This window comes from Planktothrix sp. PLAVEN19ND (assembly GCF_057220675.1).
Genome location: NZ_CM170132.1, coordinates 3,773,872 through 3,795,857 on the forward strand (window position 1 = coordinate 3,773,872; position 21,986 = coordinate 3,795,857).

At 39.8% G+C, this 21,986-nt stretch carries 10 protein-coding genes; 1 reads left to right on the forward strand and 9 read right to left on the reverse strand.

The annotated features are described in order from the left end of the window. The first annotated feature begins 121 nt into the window (after positions 1–121). Positions 122–2,791, forward strand: coding sequence for a bifunctional acetaldehyde-CoA/alcohol dehydrogenase (gene adhE, locus AC2D3N_RS16280; RefSeq protein ID WP_484693767.1), 2,670 nt, complete (start codon positions 122–124; stop codon positions 2,789–2,791). Between the two features lie 105 nt (positions 2,792–2,896). Here the strand turns inward: adhE and AC2D3N_RS16285 are convergent, their stop codons facing one another. From AC2D3N_RS16285 to AC2D3N_RS16325, 9 genes are all read right to left on the reverse strand, one after another. Then, positions 2,897–5,554 (reverse strand): ATP-binding protein, encoded by a 2,658-nt coding sequence (locus AC2D3N_RS16285; protein WP_484691496.1) that lies wholly within the window; start codon positions 5,552–5,554, stop codon positions 2,897–2,899. Between the two features lie 9 nt (positions 5,555–5,563). Beyond that, positions 5,564–6,544 (reverse strand): ABC transporter substrate-binding protein, encoded by a 981-nt coding sequence (locus AC2D3N_RS16290; protein ID WP_484691497.1) that lies wholly within the window; start codon positions 6,542–6,544, stop codon positions 5,564–5,566. 17 nt (positions 6,545–6,561) lie between these two features. Then, positions 6,562–9,336 (reverse strand): ATP-binding protein, encoded by a 2,775-nt coding sequence (locus AC2D3N_RS16295; protein WP_484691498.1) that lies wholly within the window; start codon positions 9,334–9,336, stop codon positions 6,562–6,564. Continuing rightward, positions 9,329–12,112 (reverse strand): ATP-binding protein, encoded by a 2,784-nt coding sequence (locus tag AC2D3N_RS16300; RefSeq protein ID WP_484691499.1) that lies wholly within the window; start codon positions 12,110–12,112, stop codon positions 9,329–9,331. Before AC2D3N_RS16300 ends, AC2D3N_RS16295 begins: the two co-directional genes overlap by 8 nt. Further along, the gene (locus tag AC2D3N_RS16305; RefSeq protein WP_484691500.1) at positions 12,105–14,891 is read right to left on the reverse strand and encodes an ATP-binding protein; all 2,787 of its coding nucleotides are present in this window, start codon (positions 14,889–14,891) and stop codon (positions 12,105–12,107) included. The genes AC2D3N_RS16300 and AC2D3N_RS16305 overlap by 8 nt, the downstream gene beginning before the upstream one ends. After that, on the reverse strand, positions 14,884–17,670 hold the full coding sequence (locus tag AC2D3N_RS16310) for an ATP-binding protein (protein WP_484691501.1): 2,787 nt from the start codon (positions 17,668–17,670) through the stop codon (positions 14,884–14,886). The genes AC2D3N_RS16305 and AC2D3N_RS16310 overlap by 8 nt, the downstream gene beginning before the upstream one ends. Before the next feature lie 205 nt (positions 17,671–17,875). Then, complete coding sequence (locus AC2D3N_RS16315) at positions 17,876–19,660, reverse strand: ribonuclease J (RefSeq protein WP_234996654.1); 1,785 nt, start codon at positions 19,658–19,660, stop codon at positions 17,876–17,878. A gap of 204 nt (positions 19,661–19,864) precedes the next feature. Next, positions 19,865–20,752 carry a 4-hydroxy-tetrahydrodipicolinate synthase gene (gene dapA / locus AC2D3N_RS16320; protein WP_079678274.1) on the reverse strand — a complete coding sequence of 296 codons (888 nt, stop codon included), beginning with the start codon at positions 20,750–20,752 and terminating at the stop codon, positions 19,865–19,867. 52 nt (positions 20,753–20,804) lie between these two features. Then, entirely contained in the window at positions 20,805–21,833 is a 1,029-nt protein-coding gene (locus AC2D3N_RS16325; RefSeq protein WP_484691502.1) for an aspartate-semialdehyde dehydrogenase, read from the reverse strand. Between the last annotated feature and the right edge of the window lie 153 nt (positions 21,834–21,986).

Genomic DNA, 21,986 nt, shown 5'->3' on the forward strand with positions numbered 1-21,986 from the left:
TTAAGTTTATATTAAAACTGAGTAATTTTGTCCCTGCCCGATTCCAAAATCGATAAAAACTATTATGATATGAACGAACAATACAACAACCTGAATCTAAACCGAAACAGGGGGATATATCATCATGGATAAAGTCACAAACATTGATCAACTTGAAGCCCTAATCCAACGGGTGAAAGTCGCCGAACAAAAGTATGCAACCTATACCCAGGAACAGGTAGACTACATTTTTAAAAAAGCGGCACTCGCGGCAAATGCAGCCCGGATTCCTTTAGCAAAAATGGCCGTAGAAGAAACCGGCATGGGGGTTGTAGAGGATAAAGTGATTAAAAACCACTTTGCTTCAGAAATTATTTACAACAAATATAAACATGAAAAAACCTGTGGGGTGATCGAAGAAGACAAATCCTTTGGGTTTCAAAAAATCGCCGAACCCGTGGGAATTTTAGCCGGAATTGTTCCCACCACAAACCCCACATCCACGGCTATTTTTAAAGCATTAATTGCCTTAAAAACCCGCAACGGGATTATTTTCTCCCCCCATCCCCGTGCTAAAAATTGTACCACCGCCGCCGCTAAAATCGTCCTAGATGCTGCCGTCGCCGCCGGAGCCCCAGAAGATATTATTGGCTGGATTGACCAACCTACTGTCCCCCTGTCCCAAGCCCTGATGCAGCACCCGGACATTAAGCTAATTTTAGCCACCGGAGGGCCAGGAATGGTACGGGCCGCCTATTCCTCCGGTAATCCGTCCCTGGGAGTCGGGGCGGGCAATACCCCAGCCTTAATTGACGATACCGCCCATATTAAAATGGCCGTTTCCTCAATTATTATTAGTAAAACCTTCGATAATGGCATGATTTGTGCCAGTGAACAATCGGTAATTGTGGTCGATTCTGTTTACGAAGAAGTCAAGCAGGAATTTATTCTCCGGGGTGCCTATTTCCTCAATCCCGAAGAACGGGAACGCATGGCCAAGGTTATTTTTGTTAACGGACATTTGAATGGAGAAATTGTCGGTCAACCCGTACAAAAATTAGCCGAATTAGCTGGAATTAGCCTTTCCGAAGAAACCCGGGTAATTATTGGAGAAGGGGTAGACGTTGACGAAAATGATCCCTTTTCCCATGAAAAACTTTCCCCCATTTTAGCCATGTATCGGGCTAAGGATTTCGAGGATGCGGTGGTAAAAGCCGATACTTTAGTACAGTTAGGGGGACGGGGACATACGGCTTCTTTATACACTTCTCCCAACAATATCAACCATATTAAAAAGTTTGAGGATACCGTCCAAACTGCCCGGGTTTTAATTAATACGCCGTCTTCTCAAGGAGCAATTGGTGATATTTATAACTTCCGTCTTGACCCTTCTTTAACCTTGGGATGTGGTAGTTGGGGAGGAAATTCAATTAGTGAAAACGTCGAACCTCGGCATTTATTAAATATTAAAACCGTCGCCGAACGTCGGGAAAATATGCTCTGGTTTCGGATTCCTCCGAAGATCTATTTCAAATATGGATCTTTACCCGTTGCCATTCGAGAATTGGCCGGAAAAGAACGGGCTTTTATTGTTACCGATAAACCCCTATTTGATTTAGGAATTACCCGTTCCCTCGAAGGAGTTTTAGAGGAAATTGGGATTAAATATGATGTGTTCTACGATGTTGAACCCGACCCTTCGTTAGATACGGTACAACGGGGATTAACCTTAATGAATACGTTTAAACCCGATGTAATTATTGCCATTGGGGGCGGTTCTCCCATGGATGCAGCTAAAATTATGTGGCTGATGTATGAACACCCGGATATTGAATTTGAAGGGTTAGCCATGCGGTTTATGGATATCCGTAAACGGGTTTATGAATTGCCTCCTTTGGGCAAAAAAGCCATGTTAGTTGCCATTCCGACCACCTCGGGAACTGGGTCAGAAGTGACACCTTTTGCCGTGGTAACTGACCGCCGTACTAATATTAAATATCCTCTGGCTGACTATGCCTTAACCCCAAATATGGCAATTGTTGACCCGGAATTGGTGTTAAATATGCCCAAAAGTTTAACCTCTTTTGGAGGGGTTGATGCCCTAACCCATGCCCTAGAATCCTATGTTTCGGTGTTAGCTTCGGAATATACCAATGGGTTATCCTTAGAGGCAATTCGGTTAATCTTTAAATACCTGCCGAGTTCCTATGAAAATGGAGCCAATGATCCCAAAGCCCGGGAAAAAATGCACTATGCTTCTACCATGGCGGGGATGGCATTTGCGAATGGATTTCTAGGAATTTGTCACTCCTTAGCCCATCAATTAGGCGGCACATTTCACATTCCCCACGGGTTAGCAAATGCCTTAATGATTAGTTATGTGATTCGTTATAATGCCACCGATGTTCCGTTCAAACAAGCCACTTTCTCCCAGTATAAATATCCGAATGCAAAATGGCGCTATTCTCGGATTGCAGATTATCTGCGCTTAGGGGGAGAAACTGAAGATCAAAAAATCGATTATTTGATTTTAGCCATTGAAGAATTAAAGCGTCAAGTGGGAATTCCGGCTTCTATTAAAGAGGTTTTAAAAGATACTAGCGAAGCGGAATTTCTGGCTAAATTAGATGAAGTTGCTGACCAAGCTTTTGATGATCAATGTACGGGAGCTAATCCCCGCTATCCTTTGATTAAGGACTTGAAACAACTGTTAATTGATGCCTATTATGGTCATCCTTTGGTTTCTGATGATTACAAGGGCGATCGCATTTTCCCCGTGTTTGAACCCCAACCAACGATGATTGGCGGTTAATACGGAGGGGGTGATGGGGTGAATTCATCAAAATTTTAATCCCTATCACCCGAGCATTTCAGCGGCTCTCTTTGGAAGATCAGGAATATAATTTAAGTGTGATTGCTAATCATTGATGATTAAAGGCTCGGCTAAATCAATTATCTGCTCAAATTGAAATTTCCGCACTGCCTTAGTTAGAAATTGTATTAGATTCATCTCTGTGTCTGGAATTTCTGTAATTAATTCTATTACAACTTGGACATCAGCTTCTAGTGCCGCTTTATAAAGTTGCTCAATCCAGTCCTTAGACATTATTTTTAAAGCATCTGAAGTTATTCCTTGATCTGGGGAAGGAGTCGAAATAGGCTGTGTTTGGTGCAAGATATATTTTACCCCTAAATGTTTAGCTAGAACCCCAAAAATCAGATCTTCTGTAAAGGGTTTTCTAATAAAATCATCACATCCCGTCGATAATACAATGGCTTTTTCTTCTTCTGATACACTGGCTGTTATGGCAATTATAGCCGTGGCATTGCCTTTTGTGGTTGATTTAATATATTTAGTCGCTGCATATCCATCCACCACCGGCATTCGCATATCCATAAAGATTAAATGGGGTTCCCATTCCTCCCATATTGCGATCGCTTCTTTTCCATTCTGTGCTATTTTGATCTCAAATCCCAAGGGTTCTAAAAGTTTAACTAATAATTGACAATTAATTTCTTTATCATCAACAGTCAGGACTTTATAAGTCACTTGACCCGGAGCCAAACCCAATACTTTTTTTCGGGTTTTAGTCGGTGTATCCTGAATATTTTGACCCGGTTTGACTTGAATTTGAAATGAAAAGGTTGTACCCTGACCCAGTTGACTTTCTACGGTAATATCTCCCCCCATCAACTGCACAAATCTCCGACTAATAGCTAATCCTAAACCCGTGCCTTCTTGGGCTTCTTTTCCGGCTTGGGTTTGGGTGAAGGCTTCAAATAGTTTGGGTAATTCTGCCTCAGAAATTCCCACTCCCGTATCGCGGATTTTCAAGTTAAGAATGATAATATCCGTTGATTCGTCTTCCTGTTTATCCACCGTTAAACTAATACCACCTTTTTTAGTAAATTTAATCGCATTACTGAGTAAATTAATTAACACCTGACGTAATTTAACTTCATCGGTGCAGATATAGCGAGGGACGGTTTTACTCCGTTGAAAGATTAATTTTAATCCGGCATTACTAGCTTGTAAATTGAGCATATCTTCTAAATCATCTAATAACCGATACAGGTCAAAATCACTCGGATTTAATGTGGTTTTTCCCGCTTCAATTTTAGATAAATCCAGAATATTATTAATTAGGGTTAATAGATAGTCACCACTCCGATAGATAATGCCGACATTTTCTAATTGTTTTAGGGGGAGATCGGAGCTTCTTAATATGACTTGAGAAAAGCCTAAAATTGCATTCAAAGGCGATCGCAATTCATGGCTCATATTGGCAATAAAGGTACTTTTGGCTTGATTAGCAACTTCGGCTTTTTCCTTAGCAATGACTAACTCGGCTGTGCGTTCTTCTACACGATTTTCTAAGGTTTCAAAAGATGTTTGTAACTTAAGTGCCATGTTGTTAAACGATTTTGCCAGTTGACCTATTTCGTCTTTTGAATTAATTTCGGCGCGGATATTTAAGTTACCTTCGGTAAACTGAAAAACTATATTGGTAAGGTAAATTATTGGCTTTGTTAGCAGTTGCCCAGTGGCAAAAGCGATGATTGTCACTACTCCCGCGATCAATACAAATAGAAATATTGCATCACGAATTTGCTTTTCTACGGGTGCTAGGGCAACAGCAAGGGGCCGGGCGAACAACACAGACCAAGGTTTATATTGCAAACGAGCGATCGCAATCAGATTAACCTGATTATCTGTTGCTGCCAAAGATGCAATTAAATAGGACTGTTTATGATCCAATGCTTGCTTAATTTTTGGCTCATTAGTTGCCAATTCCTTGACAGGGGAATTAGACAAACGCCCTTCCCGTTGCAGTTGAGTTACAATATCGGTAGGCAAAGGCACAATTGATTTAAAAAGCAGTTCTGGTGCAGTGCTATGTGCCAAATAAATATCATCTTCATCTAACAGAATAGCAAAGGATTTTGCCCCAGCCCGTTCAGTTTGTCGAGTTACTAACTGTTGAACAACAGTAGCATTATATGAAACACGCAAGACACCCAATATATCTCCCTTAGCATTGCGAACTGGACTGCTAAAAAAGAGCGTTACAAGGTCAGGAATTGTCGGCGATCGCTTCATGCTAGAAACCAAGGATAATCCTGTTTTCAATGGTTTTTCAAAGTAATCTTGACCCGATTCATCTTTGCCAATGTTTGATGTATGTGTATCTAATACATTTTTCCCGGTTAAATCAAGCAAAGAGTATGAGAGAATATTGACCATATCTTTGCGACTGAGACGGATTAATGTTTCTGCTGCCAATTGCATTTCGGGGCTGTCATTTCGCTGCTTTGGAGTTAGGCTGAGGTAGCGTGCCAAACCTGGTAAAAGCGCCTCTACGCGCACGGCATTGAGATTTCCATCAATAAAGGCATCTATTCTGTTAGCGGTTTCGTTAGCCGCTCCAGATAGGGCTTGTTTGGCGTTGTCAGTAAGGGCTTTTTCAGTTGTCTGTTTGTTGAGAAATGCCAATAACAGCAACGGACTCAAAGCAACAATCAGAAAGGAAGCGATCAACTTTGTACGGATACCGCCCAAAAGGGGGTGCTGCATGGCTTTAAACTACGAGGGAGGGTTTAAGAAAGAAGAATTGAACAAACCCTTTAGCTCAGGAATGCGCGTCACGTTTCCAGAGCGAATAAAAAAGTCTGCATATATCTTGGCAGTTTTGTAAATGGAGTTAGGGTTGCTAGATTGAAATAATTTTTGATTTTCACCTAAATTAGTTAGGTTTACTCCCTCCAGAGAGATTGTATTGCGAGGAATTTTTAACGCGTTACTGATGATAGCATTTCCTTCCTGAACATTTGCTTTCCAGTAGGCAGAGGCTTGTAGCCATCCTTGTACAAATGCCCGAACGTCTTCGGGGCGATCGCGGATTATCTCATCACGAAAGACAATCAGATCTAAAATCAAGCCAGGGGTTTGTTTGCTGGTAAATAAAATATTCCCCCCTGATTTAATGGCTTCAGAAAGATGGGGTTCCCAGGTGTGTCCGGCTTGAATAGCATTATCTTTTAGGCGTTGAGGAATGTCTGAAGCCTCTACTTTAACTAAGTTCACATCATCGCTGGTTAACTTGGCAGTTTTCAACATTTCAGTCACGAAAATTTCGCTAAAACCGCCTAGATTTGCACCCAACTTTTTCCCTTTCAAGTTAGCGACGGTTTTAATTTGCGATTGGGCGACTACTACATCTGCGCCTGTTGATTCATCTATAACCACCACAGCTTGTATATCTGGATTTGTGGTACTCAAGTTGATAAAACTTCCCAAGGTCACTACCATGCCATCATACTTACCCGCACTGAAATTTGCTATTTCTAATTGGATGTATCGTTTATAAATTAATTCCACATCTACCCCCAGGGCTTTGAAGAATCCTTTTTCTTGAGCAATGATGCCTGAATGCTCCCCAACAAAAGATGTAAATTGTACTTTCAAAGGAGGGCGTTTTAATTGGGTCGGTGCTGAAGTATTACAAGCAAATAGCAAACAGACGGTAATCAGAAAAACACTAATGTATCTAAGGAGTTTAAGCATAGTATAAGCGATATTTTTTAATCATTGCCGATCAAAGATTCGGCTAAATCAATTATCTGTTCAAATTGGAATTTCCGCACTGCCTTAGTTAGAAATTGTATGAGATCAATCTCGGCGGATGGAATTTCTTCAATTAATTTTAAAACTTGGGTAGAGTTTGCCTCTAATGCTGCTTCATAGAGTTGAGTAATCCATGCAGAGGACATAATTTTCAAATTCTCTGAAATTAACTTCTGTTTGGGACTACTATTCAAAATTGGTTGTATTTCTGCATAAATATACTCCACTCCCAAATGTTTAGATAGAGCCTCAAAAATAGTGTGTTCTGTAAACGGTTTACGGAGAAAATCATCACATCCGGCTGATAAGATAATGGCTTTTTCTTCTTCTAAAACACTAGCTGTTAAGGCAATTACCGCCGTAGCATTGCCTTTAGTTGTAGATTTAATATATTTGGTGGCTTCATAACCATCCATCACAGGCATTCGCATATCCATCCAAATTAAATGGGGTTCCCATTCCTCCCAAATGGCGATCGCTTCTTGTCCATTACCTGCTTCTTTTACCTCAAATCCTAACGGTTCTAACAGCTTAATTAATAATTTACGATTAATTTCTTTATCATCAACAGTGAGAATTTTATAGGTGGGTTGACCCGGAGCTAAAGCCAGAACTTGGGGATGGTCTTCTGTACTCTTGCTAACGATTTCTTGACCCAATTTCGTCTGAATATAGAATTGAAAGGTTGTGCCTTTTCCTAATTCACTTTCAACAGAAATATCTCCCCCCATTAATTGGATAAATTTCCGACTAATTGCTAATCCTAAACCCGTTCCTTCTTGCGATTCTTTCCCAGCTTTAGCTTGAGAAAAAGCATCATACAGCTTGGGTAATTCTTCCGGGGCTATTCCTACTCCAGTATCACGAATACAAAAATGCAGATTAAAAATATCGATTGTTTCTTGATCTCCCCGAAAAACATGGAGAATAATTTGACCATCTAAGGTAAATTTAATGGCATTACTGAGTAAATTAATGATTACCTGACGCAGTTTAACTTCATCGGTATAGATATAATGAGGAACATTTTCATGACGCTGAAAAATCAGTGTCAATCCCGCAGATGTTGCTCGTAGATGTAGCATATTTTCTAAATCATCCAGTAGATAATACAGATCAAAATATCGAGGATTAAAGGTGGTTTTTCCGGCTTCGATTTTGGATAAATCCAGAATATTATTAATCAGCGTTAATAGATAATCACCACTGCGATAAATAATGCCTGCATTTTCGTGATGTTCCTGGGGTAAGTTGGTAGCGCGTAGCATTAATTGGGAAAACCCTAAAACAGCATTCAGGGGCGATCGCAATTCATGACTCATATTAGCAATAAATGAACTTTTGGCTTGATTCGCAACTTCAGATTTTTCTTTGGCAATTTCTAATTCTGCCGTACGTTCCTGTACCCGATTTTCTAAGGTTTCAAAAGAGGTTTGTAACTGACTCGCCATTTCATTAAAAGAATCTGCTAAGGTTTCTAGTTCAGAAACACCTTTGATTTCTACAACTTGACTCAGTTCACCATCAGCGATCGCCCGACTTGCTTGACTCAATCGCTGAATTGGTGCAGCAATTAAATTGGAGGTAATGATTCCTAAAACTGTGGCAATCATTAAAGTTAATATACAAAGAAAAAGCGTGATTTTGGTATTGACATTAATGGTTTCCATAAAATCAGATTCGGGAATTACTGTCACCAGTAACCAATCCAGTCCATATTGATCTTGATAAGATAAAACTTTAGCAAATAGGGTATTTCCCTTAACTGCCACTCTGAATTGTAGGTTTTTGGGAATCTGATTAAAATTCCCATATTGTTGCTTGAGGTAAGTAGTGATCGCCCTTGTCCAAGCATCTTGACTTTGAATCGCAGGTAAGCGAATTGGGTTTCCTTGATTATCCTTAAGACAGGGAGTTTCTAGGGTTGAAGTTGCAACTAAATCACCTCCATGATCAAGGATAAATGTTTGTCCTAAAGGCGAAAATTTTAGATTATTTAGAAATGTACTAATTCCATCTAAAGTTATGCCACTATTAAAAACACCTTGAAATTTTCCCTGAGCATCATAAACTGGAACGATAGCACTTATTCCCAAGAGAAGGGGTACTTTATAAGCATAAATCTGCGACCAAGTTTGTCCAATCGCTACTTTGCCATCCCTATACCAAGCCGTTTCTCGTGTATCTACTAATGCCTGAAACTTGACTAATTTTTTACTTTTACCTTGAGAATCCAATAGATAGTATTTACGGTTTTTAATGTCTGGTAGCCGATTTTCTTGAAAAAATACTGTCCCTTTTTGCAGATTTTCCCCGCTTAACTGACGGGTTACAGCTAAAAATTCTGGACTGAGAATGCGTTGATAGGAAATCATTTCTCCTTGGGTATTGGCAAACATATTTAATGTGAGAGAGGGAGATAAATTGATCTGTTGCCAAAAATACTTCCGCAGGGATTCAAAGTCATTCAGGTTAATCACACCCTGTTGGAAAGCTTGATAATTAACTGCTACGGTTTGCCTTTGAATTTCTAAGGTATGATCGAGGTGATCGTTAATCCGATTTCCTGCTTGATCCATCACCTGATTGGCTAAGTTTTCTACAGCCTGTTGTCCACTGTGATAGGACAAATAACCAACTAATCCCACTGCGCCGACAATTTGCAACACAAAGGGGACAATTAACACTAATCTCAAGGGAATTTGTGGAGATTTTGAATATTCGCTAATCATGGCTGATTAAAGGTTCCGTTAATTCAATAATTTGTTCAAATTGGAATTTACGCACAATTTTTGTGAGGGATTGTATCAAACAAGTTTCTGTTTTTGGAATTTCTCCTACTAGTTGCCAAACGAGGTTGGTATTAGCCTCAAGAGCAGCTTTGTGTAATTGAATAATCCATTCTCTAGGCATAAATACGAGGTGTTGCGATCTCAAGTTGCTTTCTGCTGAATTATCTAATGGAGGTAAACTCGTTGCCACTAAAATATATTTTACACCCAAATGTTTAGCCAGGGTATCAAAAATATTATTTTCTGTAAAAGGTTTTCTAATAAAATCATCACATCCGGCTGATAATACAACGGCTTTTTCTTCTTCTAAAACACTAGCTGTTAAGGCAATTATAGCCGTGGCATTGCCTTTTGTGGTTGATTTAATATATTTAGTCGCTGCATATCCATCCATCACTGGCATTCGCATATCCATAAAGATTAAATGGGGTTCCCATTCCTCCCATATTGCGATCGCTTCTTTTCCATTTCGGGCTATTTTGATCTCAAATCCCAAGGGTTCTAACAGTTTAATTAATAACTGACAATTAATTTCTTTATCATCAACGGTTAGAATTTTATAAGTCGGTTGATTGGGAGCTAATCCTAATACTTTTTGTCGGGTTTTAGTCGGTTCATCGTTGATATTTTGACCCGGTTTGGCTTGAATTTGAAATGAAAAGGTTGTGCCCTGACCCAGTTGACTTTCTACGGTTATATCTCCCCCCATCAACTGCACAAATTTCTGACTAATGGCTAATCCTAAACCCGTGCCTTCTTGGGCTTCTTTTCCGGCTTGGGTTTGGGTGAAGGCTTCAAAAAGTTTGGGTAATTCAGCTTCGGCAATTCCCACTCCAGTATCCCGGACTGTAAAGTTAAGTATGATAATATCTGTTAAGTCTTCTTCCTGTTGATTAATTGTTAAAGTAATCCCCCCTTCTCGGGTAAATTTAATGGCGTTACTGAGTAAATTAATTAAGACTTGACGCAATTTAACTTCATCGGTGCAGATATAGCGAGAAACATTTTCACTTCGTTGAAAGATCAATTGTAATCCAGCATTACTAGTTCGTAAATTGAGCATATCTTCTAAATCATCTAACAACTGATACAGGTCAAAATCACTCGGATTTAGGCTAGTTTTTCCCGCTTCTATTTTAGATAAATCCAGAATATTATTAATTAGGGTTAATAGATAATCACCACTGCGATAGATAATTCCGGCATTTTCATATTGATCAGAGGAAAGATTAGAGTTTCTTACCATCAATTGAGAAAAGCCTAAAATAGCATTCAGCGGCGATCGCAATTCATGACTCATATTGGCAATAAAGGTACTTTTGGCTTGATTAGCAACTTCGGCTTTTTCCTTGGCAATGACTAACTCGGCTGTACGTTCCTGTACCCGATGTTCTAAGGTTTCAAATGCGGTTTGTAGCTGAATCGCCATCTGATTAAATGAATCTGCCAAAGTCTTTAATTCAGAAACACCTTTGATTTCTACAACCTGATTGAGTTCACCACTAGTGATGGCACGACTAGCTTTAATTAAGTCATGAATCGGTTTAGCAATTAAATTTGAGGTGATAATTCCTAAGCCAGTCGCTAGGATTAAAGTGAATAAACAAAGGAAAATTGTTATCTGGGTATTCGCCTGAATTTCTGCTAGAAATTCCGATTCAGGAACAACAATGACCACACGCCAATCTAAACCCAAGGAATCCCGGTAAGGAATCACTCTCACAAATGGATTTTGATCGATCTTAGGACGGAGTAATTGGGGCTTACTAATCGCCTGTAAACTGCCAAATTCTCGGATTAAATACTGTGTTACCTCACGGATAATTGGGTTACGACTATCAACTGCATTCAGTCGAGTGATGGTGACGTTACCCTTGACCCGATAAACAGGTTTAGAACTCGGAGATTCATTAATAGGGGATTCATTGTCGGAACTAGCAACCATTAATCCTGACGGTTCTACAATGAAGATATGTTCTAATTGTTTGTTACTTAAGGTTTTTAGAAAGTCACTAATCAGCAATAGATCTAAATTAATACCAAACACACCGAGCAGCTTTTTTTGTGGGTTATAGATGGGGGTACTGGTTGCAATTGCGATAATGTCATGTCCAGTATTCCAGCCATAAATAGAACTCCAGATGGGTTTACCAGCTTTAACGGCATCTACATACCAAGCAAATTTTTTCGGAGGTATCGATGTTGGACTGTGAGGAATTAACTTTATAACCTTAAGACGATTACCTTGGCTATCAACTGAATAGACACGATGTACACTGTTATTAGATAACCGTTCATCAAGTCCAAACTCATTTTTATTCTTCATCTGACGACGACTCACACCGATATAAGCTCCGTTATCCTTACTAAAACCAACTGTCGTAAAATTGAAGGTTTTTACCTGGTGGTAAAAGTATTTTCCAATAGCATTAAAATCATTCAAATTCAATATTCCTGACTCGAAAGCATCAACATTGGTACGATTGATTTCTCGAGCTTTACCTAAATAACTATTAAGATGTTGTTCAATACGCTTACTGGTCTGTGTCATCAATTTATCAGCCAGTTTCTCAACAGCCACCTGTCCACTACGATATGATAAATAACCGACTAATCCTACGGCTCCCACAATTTGCAACACAAAGGGAACAATTAACACGAATCTCAGGGGAATTTGTCTGTTTTTTTTGACGGTCTTGGGACTAGGGTTAATCATGGTTTATTAAAGACTCGGTTAATTCAATTATCTGCTCAAATTGAAATTTACGCACGACCTTTGTTAGAAATTGTATGAGATCAATCTCGGCGGATGGAATTTCTTCAATTAATTCCAAAACTCGAGTAGGGTTTGCCTCTAATGCTGCTTTGTAGAGTTGAACAATCCATTCAGAGGACATGATTTTTAAATTCTCTGAAATTAACTTATGTTTGGGAATAATATGCAAAACTGGTTGTGTTTCTGCATAAATATAATCCACTCCCAAATGTTTAGCTAGAGCCTCAAAAATAGTGTGTTCTACAAATGGTTTACGGAGAAAATCATCACATCCGGCTGATAAGATAATGGCTTTTTCTTCTTCTAATACACTAGCTGTTAAGGCAATTACCGCCGTAGCATTGCCTTTTGTAGTCGATTTAATATATTTTGTGGCTTCATAACCATCCATCACAGGCATTCGCATATCCATCCAAATTAAATGGGGTTCCCATTCCTCCCAAATGGCGATCGCTTCTCGTCCATTACTAGCTTCTTTTACCTCAAATCCTAACGGACTGAGTAATTTAATTAGTAATTGACGATTAATCGGTTTATCATCGACGGTGAGAATTTTATAGGTGGGTTGACCCGGAGCTAAAGCCAGAACTTGGTGAGGATTTTCTGTACTCTTGTTGACTGTTTCTTGACTCATTTTTACCTGAATATAAAATTGGAAAGTTGTACCTTTTCCTAATTCGCTTTCAACCGAAATATCCCCACCCATCAGTTGAATAAATTTCCGACTAATTGCTAATCCTAAACCCGTTCCTTCCTGTATCTCTTTTCCGGCTTGAGCTTGGGTAAAAGCATCAAAGAGTTGGGGTAATTCTGCGGTGGCAATTCCTACTCCAGTATCCTGAATCCGAAAATGGAGATTAAAAATATCTATTGTTTCTTGATCGCCTCGAAAAATTGAGAGAATAATTTGACCTTCCGAGGTAAATTTGATGGCATTACTAAGTAAATTGATGATCACCTGACGGAGTTTAACTTCATCGGTGCAGATATAGCAAGGGACATTTTTATGGCGCTGAAAAAGCAAGTTTAATCCGGCATTTGTAGCCCGCAGATGCAGCATATCTTCTAAATCATTTAGCAATCTATACAGGTCAAAATCTTTGGGATTAAGTGTTTCTTTCCCAGCTTCGATTTTGGATAAATCCAAAATATTATTAATTAATGTTAGTAAGTATTCTCCACTGCGATAAATAATACCTATATTTTCATATTGTTCTGATGGGAGATTATTAGAACGTAACATTAATTGAGAAAAACCGATAACCGCATTCAAAGGAGATCGCAACTCATGACTCATATTAGCAATAAAGGTACTTTTGGCTTGATTCGCTACCTCCGCTTTTTCCTTGGCAATTGCTAATTCTGCTGTGCGTTCTTTGACCCGATGTTCTAAGGTTTCAAAAGAGGTTTGTAATTGACTCGCCATCTGATTAAAAGAATCAGCCAAAGTTTCTAATTCAGAAACCCCGTGAATTTCTATAACTTGACTTAGTTCACCCTCAGCGATCGCCCAACTCGCTTGACTTAATTTTTGAATCGGTGTAGTAATTAAATTTGAGGCAATAATTCCTAATCCTGTAGCAATTCCTAAAGTCAATAAACAAAGTAAAATTGTGATTTTGGTGTTAGCATTAATTTTTCCCATAAAGTCAGACTGGGGGATCGCCGTCACCAGCAGCCAATCTAAACCATATTTATCTTGATAAGGTACAACTTGGGTAAAGAGTGTGTTTCCTTTAACAGGGACTTGAAAGTGTGAATTCTTTTGAATTTGGCTTAAATCTTGGTATTGCTGTTTCAGGTGAATCGCGATCGCCTTTGTCCATCCATTCTGACTTTCAGTCGCAGGTAAACGAGCAAGCGGTTTATTGCTCAGATTTACAAAAGGACGCTCCAATGTAGATGTGGCGACGAGATCACCAGAACGCTCTATGATAAAGCTTTGCCCCAATGGTGAGAATCGTAATTGATTTAAAAAAGTGCTAATATCCGACAACATTAAACTAGAGTTAAAAACACCTTGAAATTTTCCACCCCCATCGAAAATAGGAAATACGGCATTGATAGTCAATGATGGGGCAATTTTGGAAACATTAATTTTTGACCAAGTTTGTTTTTTAACGACTTTGGCCTGTAGATACCAGGGTGCTACCGTATGATCAACAGGCACTGAATAAGTATGTTTGCCAGGCTTACCGTCTTGATCTACTAAATATTGATTCTGTATTTTTTTCTGTGTAGAACTCACTTCATATAAGAAAAGTGTGCCAATCTGGATATCTTTTTCCGCCGTTAGTTTTTGGGCTAATTCAACAAATTCTTGGTTGATGATCCGTCCATAACCGATTTGTTTTCCTTGCTCATTAATATACGAAGTGATCGCCAATCTTGGAGCTAAATTAATCTGTTCCCATAAGTGCTGACGGATTAACTCAAAGTCCTTGATATTCAGGCGACCCCCTTGAGTGGCACGATAATTAACCGCTATAGTTTGCTGTGAAGTTTCCAGGGATATGTTCAGATGATCCTGTACTCGATTGGTTGCCTGATTCATTAACTGATCCGCCATATTTTCTACCGCTTTTTGTCCACTGCGATAGGAAAAATAACCCACCAATCCCACCGCCCCCACAATTTGCAACACAAAGGGGATAATTAACACTAATTTCAGGGGAATCTGTCTATTTTTTTTTGGTGTACTGGGATGCTGGTTAATCATGTTTTATTAAAGGATTGGCTAAATCAATGATCTGTTCAAATTGAAATTTCCGCACTGCTTTTGTGAGAAATTGTATTAGATTCATCTCTGTGTCTGGAATTTCTGTAATTAATCCCATCACAACTTGAATATCAGCTTCAAGCGCCGCTTTATAAAGTTGATCAATCCAGTCCTTAGACATGACTTTTAAAGCATCTAAAGTTATTTCGTGATCTGGGGAAGGGGTCAAAATAGGCTGTGTTTGGTACAAGATATATTTTACCCCTAAATGTTTAGTTATAACCTCAAAAATCAGATCTTCTGTAAAAGGTTTTCTCATAAAATCATCACATCCGGCTGATAATACAACGGCTTTTTCTTCTTCTAAAACACTCGCTGTTAAGGCAATTATAGCCGTGGCATTGCCTTTTGTGGTTGATTTAATATATTTAGTCGCTGCATATCCATCCATCACCGGCATTCGCATATCCATAAAGATTAAATGGGGTTCCCATTCCTCCCATATTGCGATCGCTTCTTTTCCATTACTAGCTGTTTTTAACTGAAATCCCAAGGGTTCTAAAAGTTTAATTAATAATAGACAATTAATTTCTTTATCATCAACGGTTAGAATTTTATAAGTCGGTTGATCGGGAGCTAATCCTAATACTTTTTGTCGGGTTTTAGTCGGTTCATCGTTGATATTTTGACCCGGTTTGGCTTGAATTTGAAATGAAAAGGTTGTGCCCTGACCCAGTTGACTTTCTACGGTTATATCTCCCCCCATCAACTGCACAAATTTCTGACTAATGGCTAATCCTAAACCCGTGCCTTCTTGGGCTTCTTTTCCGGCTTGGGTTTGGGTGAAGGCTTCAAAAAGTTTGGGTAATTCAGCTTGAGAAATTCCCACTCCCGTATCGTGGATTTTAAAATTTAGAATGACAATATCTGTTAAGTCGTCTTCCTGTTTATCCACCGTTAAACTAATGCCACCTTCTTTAGTAAATTTAATCGCATTACTGAGTAAATTAATTAACACTTGACGTAGTTTAACTTCATCGGTGCAGATATAGCGAGGGACAGTTTCACTCCGTTGAAAGATTAATTTTAATCCAGCATTACTAGCTTGTAAATTGAGCATATCTTCTAAATCATCTAACAACTGATACAGGTCAAAATTAGTCAGATTTAGGCTGGTTTTTCCTGCTTCTATTTTAGATAAATCCAGAATATTATTAATTAGGGTTAATAGATAATCACCACTGCGATAGATAATTCCGGCATTTTCATATTGATCAGAGGAAAGATTAGAGTTTCTTACCATCAATTGAGAAAAGCCTAAAATAGCATTCAAAGGCGATCGCAATTCGTGACTCATATTGGCAATAAAGGTACTTTTGGCTTGATTAGCAACTTCGGCTTTTTCCTTGGCAATAACTAACTCGGCTGTGCGTTCTTCTACCCGATTTTCTAAGGTTTCAAAAGATGTTTGTAACTGATCAGCCATACTATTAAAAGATTTGGCTAGAATAGATATTTCTGTAATACTTTTAGTTTCTATTAGATCATTTTCTTGATCGGAATTTTGCCATTCTCCTAATACTAAAGCCTGACTCGCTTGACTTAATTGTAAAATTGGTTTAGTAATCCATTGAGCAGTGAGAATACCAATTATTGTCGCTACAACAAGAGTTAGAACACACAATGCAACTGTCAAATAGGCATTTTTCCGAATATGTTCTATGAAGTCATTCTCAGGAATGACAATCACCGTTAGCCAGTTTAAATTTTGTCTGTTCACGGGAAGAACCTGCACAAAATATTTCTGACCATCAATTGACAAATTAAGTTTTTGAATTGTTTGAATATCTTTTAGTTGAAAGTGATCTGTTAAATATTGAGAGGTTAAGCGAATCAGTTGATTTTGACTAGCTGTGGCTTTTAAACGGCGGGAAATAGGATTAACATTCTGAGATAATTCACTTTTAACAGTAGTAATAAATGGTACTTCATTCACAGAGTTGGCAATCATTTGACCTTCTTGATCGATCAAAAATGCTTGCCCTGTTTTACCAATTTTGAGACCTTGTATAAATTCTCCAAATTCTATCAGATAAAGACTTGAACTAATTACGCCTTGAAATTTGCCCCTACTATCATAAAATGGTAGATCATAGCCAACGGCCAGCATCGGCTGATTTGATCCCTGTGATAAACTAACAAAAACAACCCAATTCCCACGCTTGGCTTCCCGTGCCTCCACATACCAATGAACACCGTCAGGCGGGTTATTATGTGGATCAAAGTCAGTTCTAATTTGTAGTAATTGATTAATTTTACCTGTCTTATCTGCTCGGTAACGATAGAAGTTTTTGCTTTTGGTAGCATTCAAAATTCTAATAGTCAGTTGATCTGATTTATGTCGTGAAACCTCTACATAGTCTTTACGTTCGTTAGCAAGTAACATATCACTGACTTTAGGAAAAATTTGCAATTGCTGGGCAAAGTATGTTTGTAAGGTTGCTAAATTTTGGTAATCTAAAATTCTTTGACGGATGAGGGAAGCATTAATATGAGTAAATTGTTCGGGTTCATTGAGATAGCTGTTTAAGTTTTGTTCAATGCGATCGCCTATTTCTGTCATCAAAGATATGACCAGGCCTTCTATGGCTTCTTGTCCACTGCGATAGGAGAGAAAACCTACTAATCCTACTGCTCCCACAATTTGCAGGACAAAGGGGACAATTAATATTAGTCTGAGGGGAATTTGGCGAGTTTTACGCGATAGTTGTTTCTTCATGGTTGATCAAATGTTCAATTAGATCAATAATTTTATCAAATTCATATTTGTACACTAATTTATTTAAACCTTTTATTAATTTTATCTCTGTCGTAGGATAACTCCCGATTTCATCTCTTTAACTTCCTGAATTCCTAAATTTCCAAAAAAAAGAAACCGAGTTTCTTTCGACCCGGTTTCTGGGGAATTTTGTTTTTTTTAAAACCTAAGAAGCAACTCTTGCCGTGCTGCGAGGACGACGGCGACCCGTGAGTTTTGTAGCAGGTTCTTCGTCGGGAATTTGAACTAATAAAACCAACAAAGGATTACTAGCAATTTCGCGGCGCAGGACGCGCTGAATCGAGCGTTCGACTTGAACTTTTAACCCCTCCCAGTCCACTTCCTTAGTTTCTGAGTCAAAAGTGCGGGCAAATTCTGTCCAACGTTCACTTAAAACTGTTTCGATAGTTTGGGTTAATTGTTCTTGTAAAGCAGCCTGATTAACGCTATTTACCACACCTTTTAAATGAATTTCAGGCCGTGCCAATAACTTACCATCGGTTCCCACAGCTACCGCCATTGTAACTATCCCTTCTTCGGCTAACTGACGGCGTTCCTTCATGGTTTCATCTTTAACCACCCCAGAGCGAGAGGCATCCACAGGTTCAATTCCGGCTTGAACTTTACCCGCAATTCGGATAGATTCTTTGGTTAATTCCACCACAAAACCATTATCAATTAACACCATATTTTCGGCAGGAATCCCCATACTTTGGGCCGTTTTTTGGTGTTGAACTAACATCCGGTGTTCTCCATGCACAGGAACAAAGAATTTCGGGCGGGTTAAAGCCAACATTAATTTCTGATCTTCTTGACATCCGTGACCGGAAACGTGAATCCCTTTTTCCCGTCCATAAATCACATTTGCTCCCTGCATCATCAATTTATCAATGGTGTTCACCACTGCAATTGTATTCCCAGGGATCGGGTTAGCTGAAAAGACAACGGTATCCCCTTGCTTAATATTAATTTGACGATGGGCTCCCTCAGCAATTCGGGTTAATGCCGATAACGGTTCCCCTTGAGATCCGGTGGTTAAAATCAGTAATTTATCATTAGGAATACCACTAATTGCATTCAGGGGCACAAATAACCGATCTTCACATTTGATATATCCTAATGTCCGAGCGTGGGCAATCACATTTAACATGGAGCGACCCACCACCGATACTAACCGTCCCTGTTTTTGAGCAATATCTAAAATAATATTCAGACGGTGAACAGAGGAAGCAAAAGTTGTGACTAAAATCCGACCCTGAGCTTGGGCAAAAACCCGCTCTAAGTTGGGATAAACGGAACTTTCAGACGGGGTAAATCCTGGAATTTCAGCGTTTGTAGAGTCACTTAATAAACAGTGAACCCCTTTTTCTCCGTATTCGGCTAACCGTTGGAAATCAAAAAATTCTCCGTCCACCGGAGTATGATCAATTTTAAAATCTCCCGTATGAATCACCACACCCACCGGAGTTGTAATGGCGACGGTAAAACTATCAGCAATGGAGTGGGTATTGCGAATATATTCTACTAGGAAATATTTCCCAATTCTGACCATTTCCCGGGGACGAACTGAGCGTAATTCAGTACGATCAGCAACGGCAGCTTCTTCTAATTTTCCTTGTAATAATGCCATTGCTAACCGAGGGCCATAAATTACCGGAATATCAAATTGTTTCAGGTGAAAAGCAATGCCCCCAATATGATCTTCATGACCATGGGTAACAATCATTCCCTTGATTTTTTCTCGGTTTTCCCGCAGATAGGTGACGTCGGGTAAAACAATATTAACACCGTGCATTCCATCGGTGGGAAATGCTAAACCCGCATCTAAAATCACAATTTCATCTTCATATTCAAAGATGCAAGTATTTTTTCCAATTTCATGTAATCCCCCTAAAGGAATAATTTTCAGGGAACCGGAACTAAATACCGGAGTCGAAGTGGGGGAAGCCATAGTCGAGCTTCTTTTTCTAATCACGGGAGTGTTGCTGTTTTTAATCATGCTGATCCTTTTTTGTTAGGGGTTGACAATTGAAATAATCAAGGCAAAACTTAAGAGTTGACAGAATTTCCAGAATCATCCTAATCATTTTGAAAATTCTGTCAATCAGGAGTGGATATTTAGTTTTCACAAAGCCTAGAAAAGTGTGCCGAAATCCTACTTAACTAGATTTAATTGACTCAGCACGTTCTTCAATGCGTTTGTCACTTCAACCGTTGGGTCACACAACGGCAAACGAGTTGATCCCACATTCCAGCCTTGCAAGTTCAATGCTGCTTTCACCGGAATTGGGTTTGTGGTCACAAACAAGACTTTAAACAACTCCAATAATCGGATATGGATGTCGGTTGCTACTTGTATTTGACCCGCTGCAAAGGCTTGAATCATCTGTTGGAGTTGCGTTCCCACCAGATGACTGGCGACGCTGACCACCCCGTAACTACCAACGGCTAACATGGGTAAGGTCAGAGAATCATCCCCAGAGTAGATCGAAAATTCGGAGGGTGTCAACCGTCGAACTTGGCTGACTTGATCTAAATTGCCACTGGCTTCCTTAATCGCCACAATATTCCCAATCTCCGCCAAACGCGCTACCGTTTCTGGGAGGAGATTTTGTCCTGTGCGTCCAGGGATATTGTAAAGCATAATTGGCAAATCGGGACAGGCCTGGGCGATGGCTTGGAAATGCCGATATAAACCCTCCTGGGGCGGTTTATTATAATACGGGACAACCTGTAATGTGCCATCTAATCCCAGTTTAGCTGCTTTCTGGGTGGCATCGATCGCCTCTTGGGTGCAATTCGATCCCGTTCCGGCGATTACCTTAGCTGTTCCTGATACCGCTTTCTGCACGACTTGAAATAACTCGTATTCCTCATCCCAAGTCAAGGTCGGAGATTCCCCCGTCGTTCCGCACACCACCAGGGCATCACTTCCGGCACTCGCCAAATGAGCCGCTAACTTTTCCGCCTCTGCATAATTCACACTACCGTCTTCGTAAAACGGCGTTACCATGGCTGTTATAACTCGTCCAAAACTTACCATTTGTCTTTAATATCAATTATCGGTGTTTCCTGCGTTTGTCATGGTTAAAACCTCAACGCCGTAAACCTAAAAGTTGTTTTTCCACTAACAATTCAGCAATTTGCACCGCGTTTAAGGCGGCACCCTTGCGAATTTGATCTCCACAGAGCCATAATTCTAATCCGCAGGGATGGGATAAATCCTGACGAATTCGACCCACTAACACCGGATCACGTCCACTGGCATCAATTGGCATCGGGAAATAGTTAGCTTTGGGATCATCCACCAGTTCCACTCCCGGGGCGGTGCTGAGGATATGCCGTGCTTTTTCCACAGGGAAAGGTTGCTCGAATTCTAGGTTAATCGCTTCTGAATGGGCGCGCAACACGGGAACCCTGACACAAGATGCGGTCATCATCAGATCATTGACCCCAAAAATTTTGCGGGTTTCATTAATCATTTTCATTTCTTCTTCACAATAACCCAATTCATTAATCGGTGTGTTGTGCGGGAAAAGATTAAAAGCCAGGGGATAGGGGAAAATTTCTGTTTTAGGTGTTTCTCCTTGCAAAATGGCTAAGGTCTGTTGCTTGACTTCTTCCATTGCCCTGGCCCCAGCCCCACTGGCTGATTGATAAGTCGCAACCACAATTCGCCGGATCGGTTGTACCTGATATAACGGCCAAACCGCCACCGCCATTAAAATCGTGGTGCAGTTGGGGTTAGCAATAATCCCTTTATGGTTGTTAAGAGCCTGCGGGTTAACTTCCGGGACGACTAACGGCACATCGGGGTTCATACGGAAGGCGCTGGAGTTATCGACCACCACAGCCCCGGCTTCCACGATCTTTGAAGCCCAGACCTTAGAGGTTGATCCTCCGGCCGATGCCAACACAATATCAACCTGATCGAAGCTGGTTTCCGACACAGCTTCAACGGGTAAGCTTTCCCCCCTAAAGGTTAAGGAGGTTCCTGCCGAACGGGGAGAAGCCAATAACTTTAATTCCCCCACTGGAAAATTGCGACTTTCCAGGAGTTCGATTAACTCCGCCCCGACCGCTCCCGTCGCCCCCAGAATGGCAACTCGATAAGAATTTGACAAAATTGTAACCTCCGTAATCAAAAAACAGCAATTTTAATAAATCTAAATTTTTATAGTCCGTAAAACCTTTGGGTTAATTATTATTAATTGTCGGGTGGAGGCTTAATCTCCCCCATCTATTATAGTTTAGCCGTTCCGATTTTGACCAAAATA

Coding starts and splice junctions, on each gene's coding strand:
- AC2D3N_RS16285 (WP_484691496.1), bottom strand. CDS start 5,554: ATGCAGCACCCCCTTTTGGGCGGTATCCGTACAAAGTTGATCGCTTCC.
- AC2D3N_RS16290 (WP_484691497.1), bottom strand. CDS start 6,544: ATGCTTAAACTCCTTAGATACATTAGTGTTTTTCTGATTACCGTCTGT.
- AC2D3N_RS16295 (WP_484691498.1), bottom strand. CDS start 9,336: ATGATTAGCGAATATTCAAAATCTCCACAAATTCCCTTGAGATTAGTG.
- AC2D3N_RS16300 (WP_484691499.1), bottom strand. CDS start 12,112: ATGATTAACCCTAGTCCCAAGACCGTCAAAAAAAACAGACAAATTCCC.
- AC2D3N_RS16305 (WP_484691500.1), bottom strand. CDS start 14,891: ATGATTAACCAGCATCCCAGTACACCAAAAAAAAATAGACAGATTCCC.
- AC2D3N_RS16310 (WP_484691501.1), bottom strand. CDS start 17,670: ATGAAGAAACAACTATCGCGTAAAACTCGCCAAATTCCCCTCAGACTA.
- AC2D3N_RS16315 (WP_234996654.1), bottom strand. CDS start 19,660: ATGGCTTCCCCCACTTCGACTCCGGTATTTAGTTCCGGTTCCCTGAAA.
- dapA (WP_079678274.1), bottom strand. CDS start 20,752: ATGGTAAGTTTTGGACGAGTTATAACAGCCATGGTAACGCCGTTTTAC.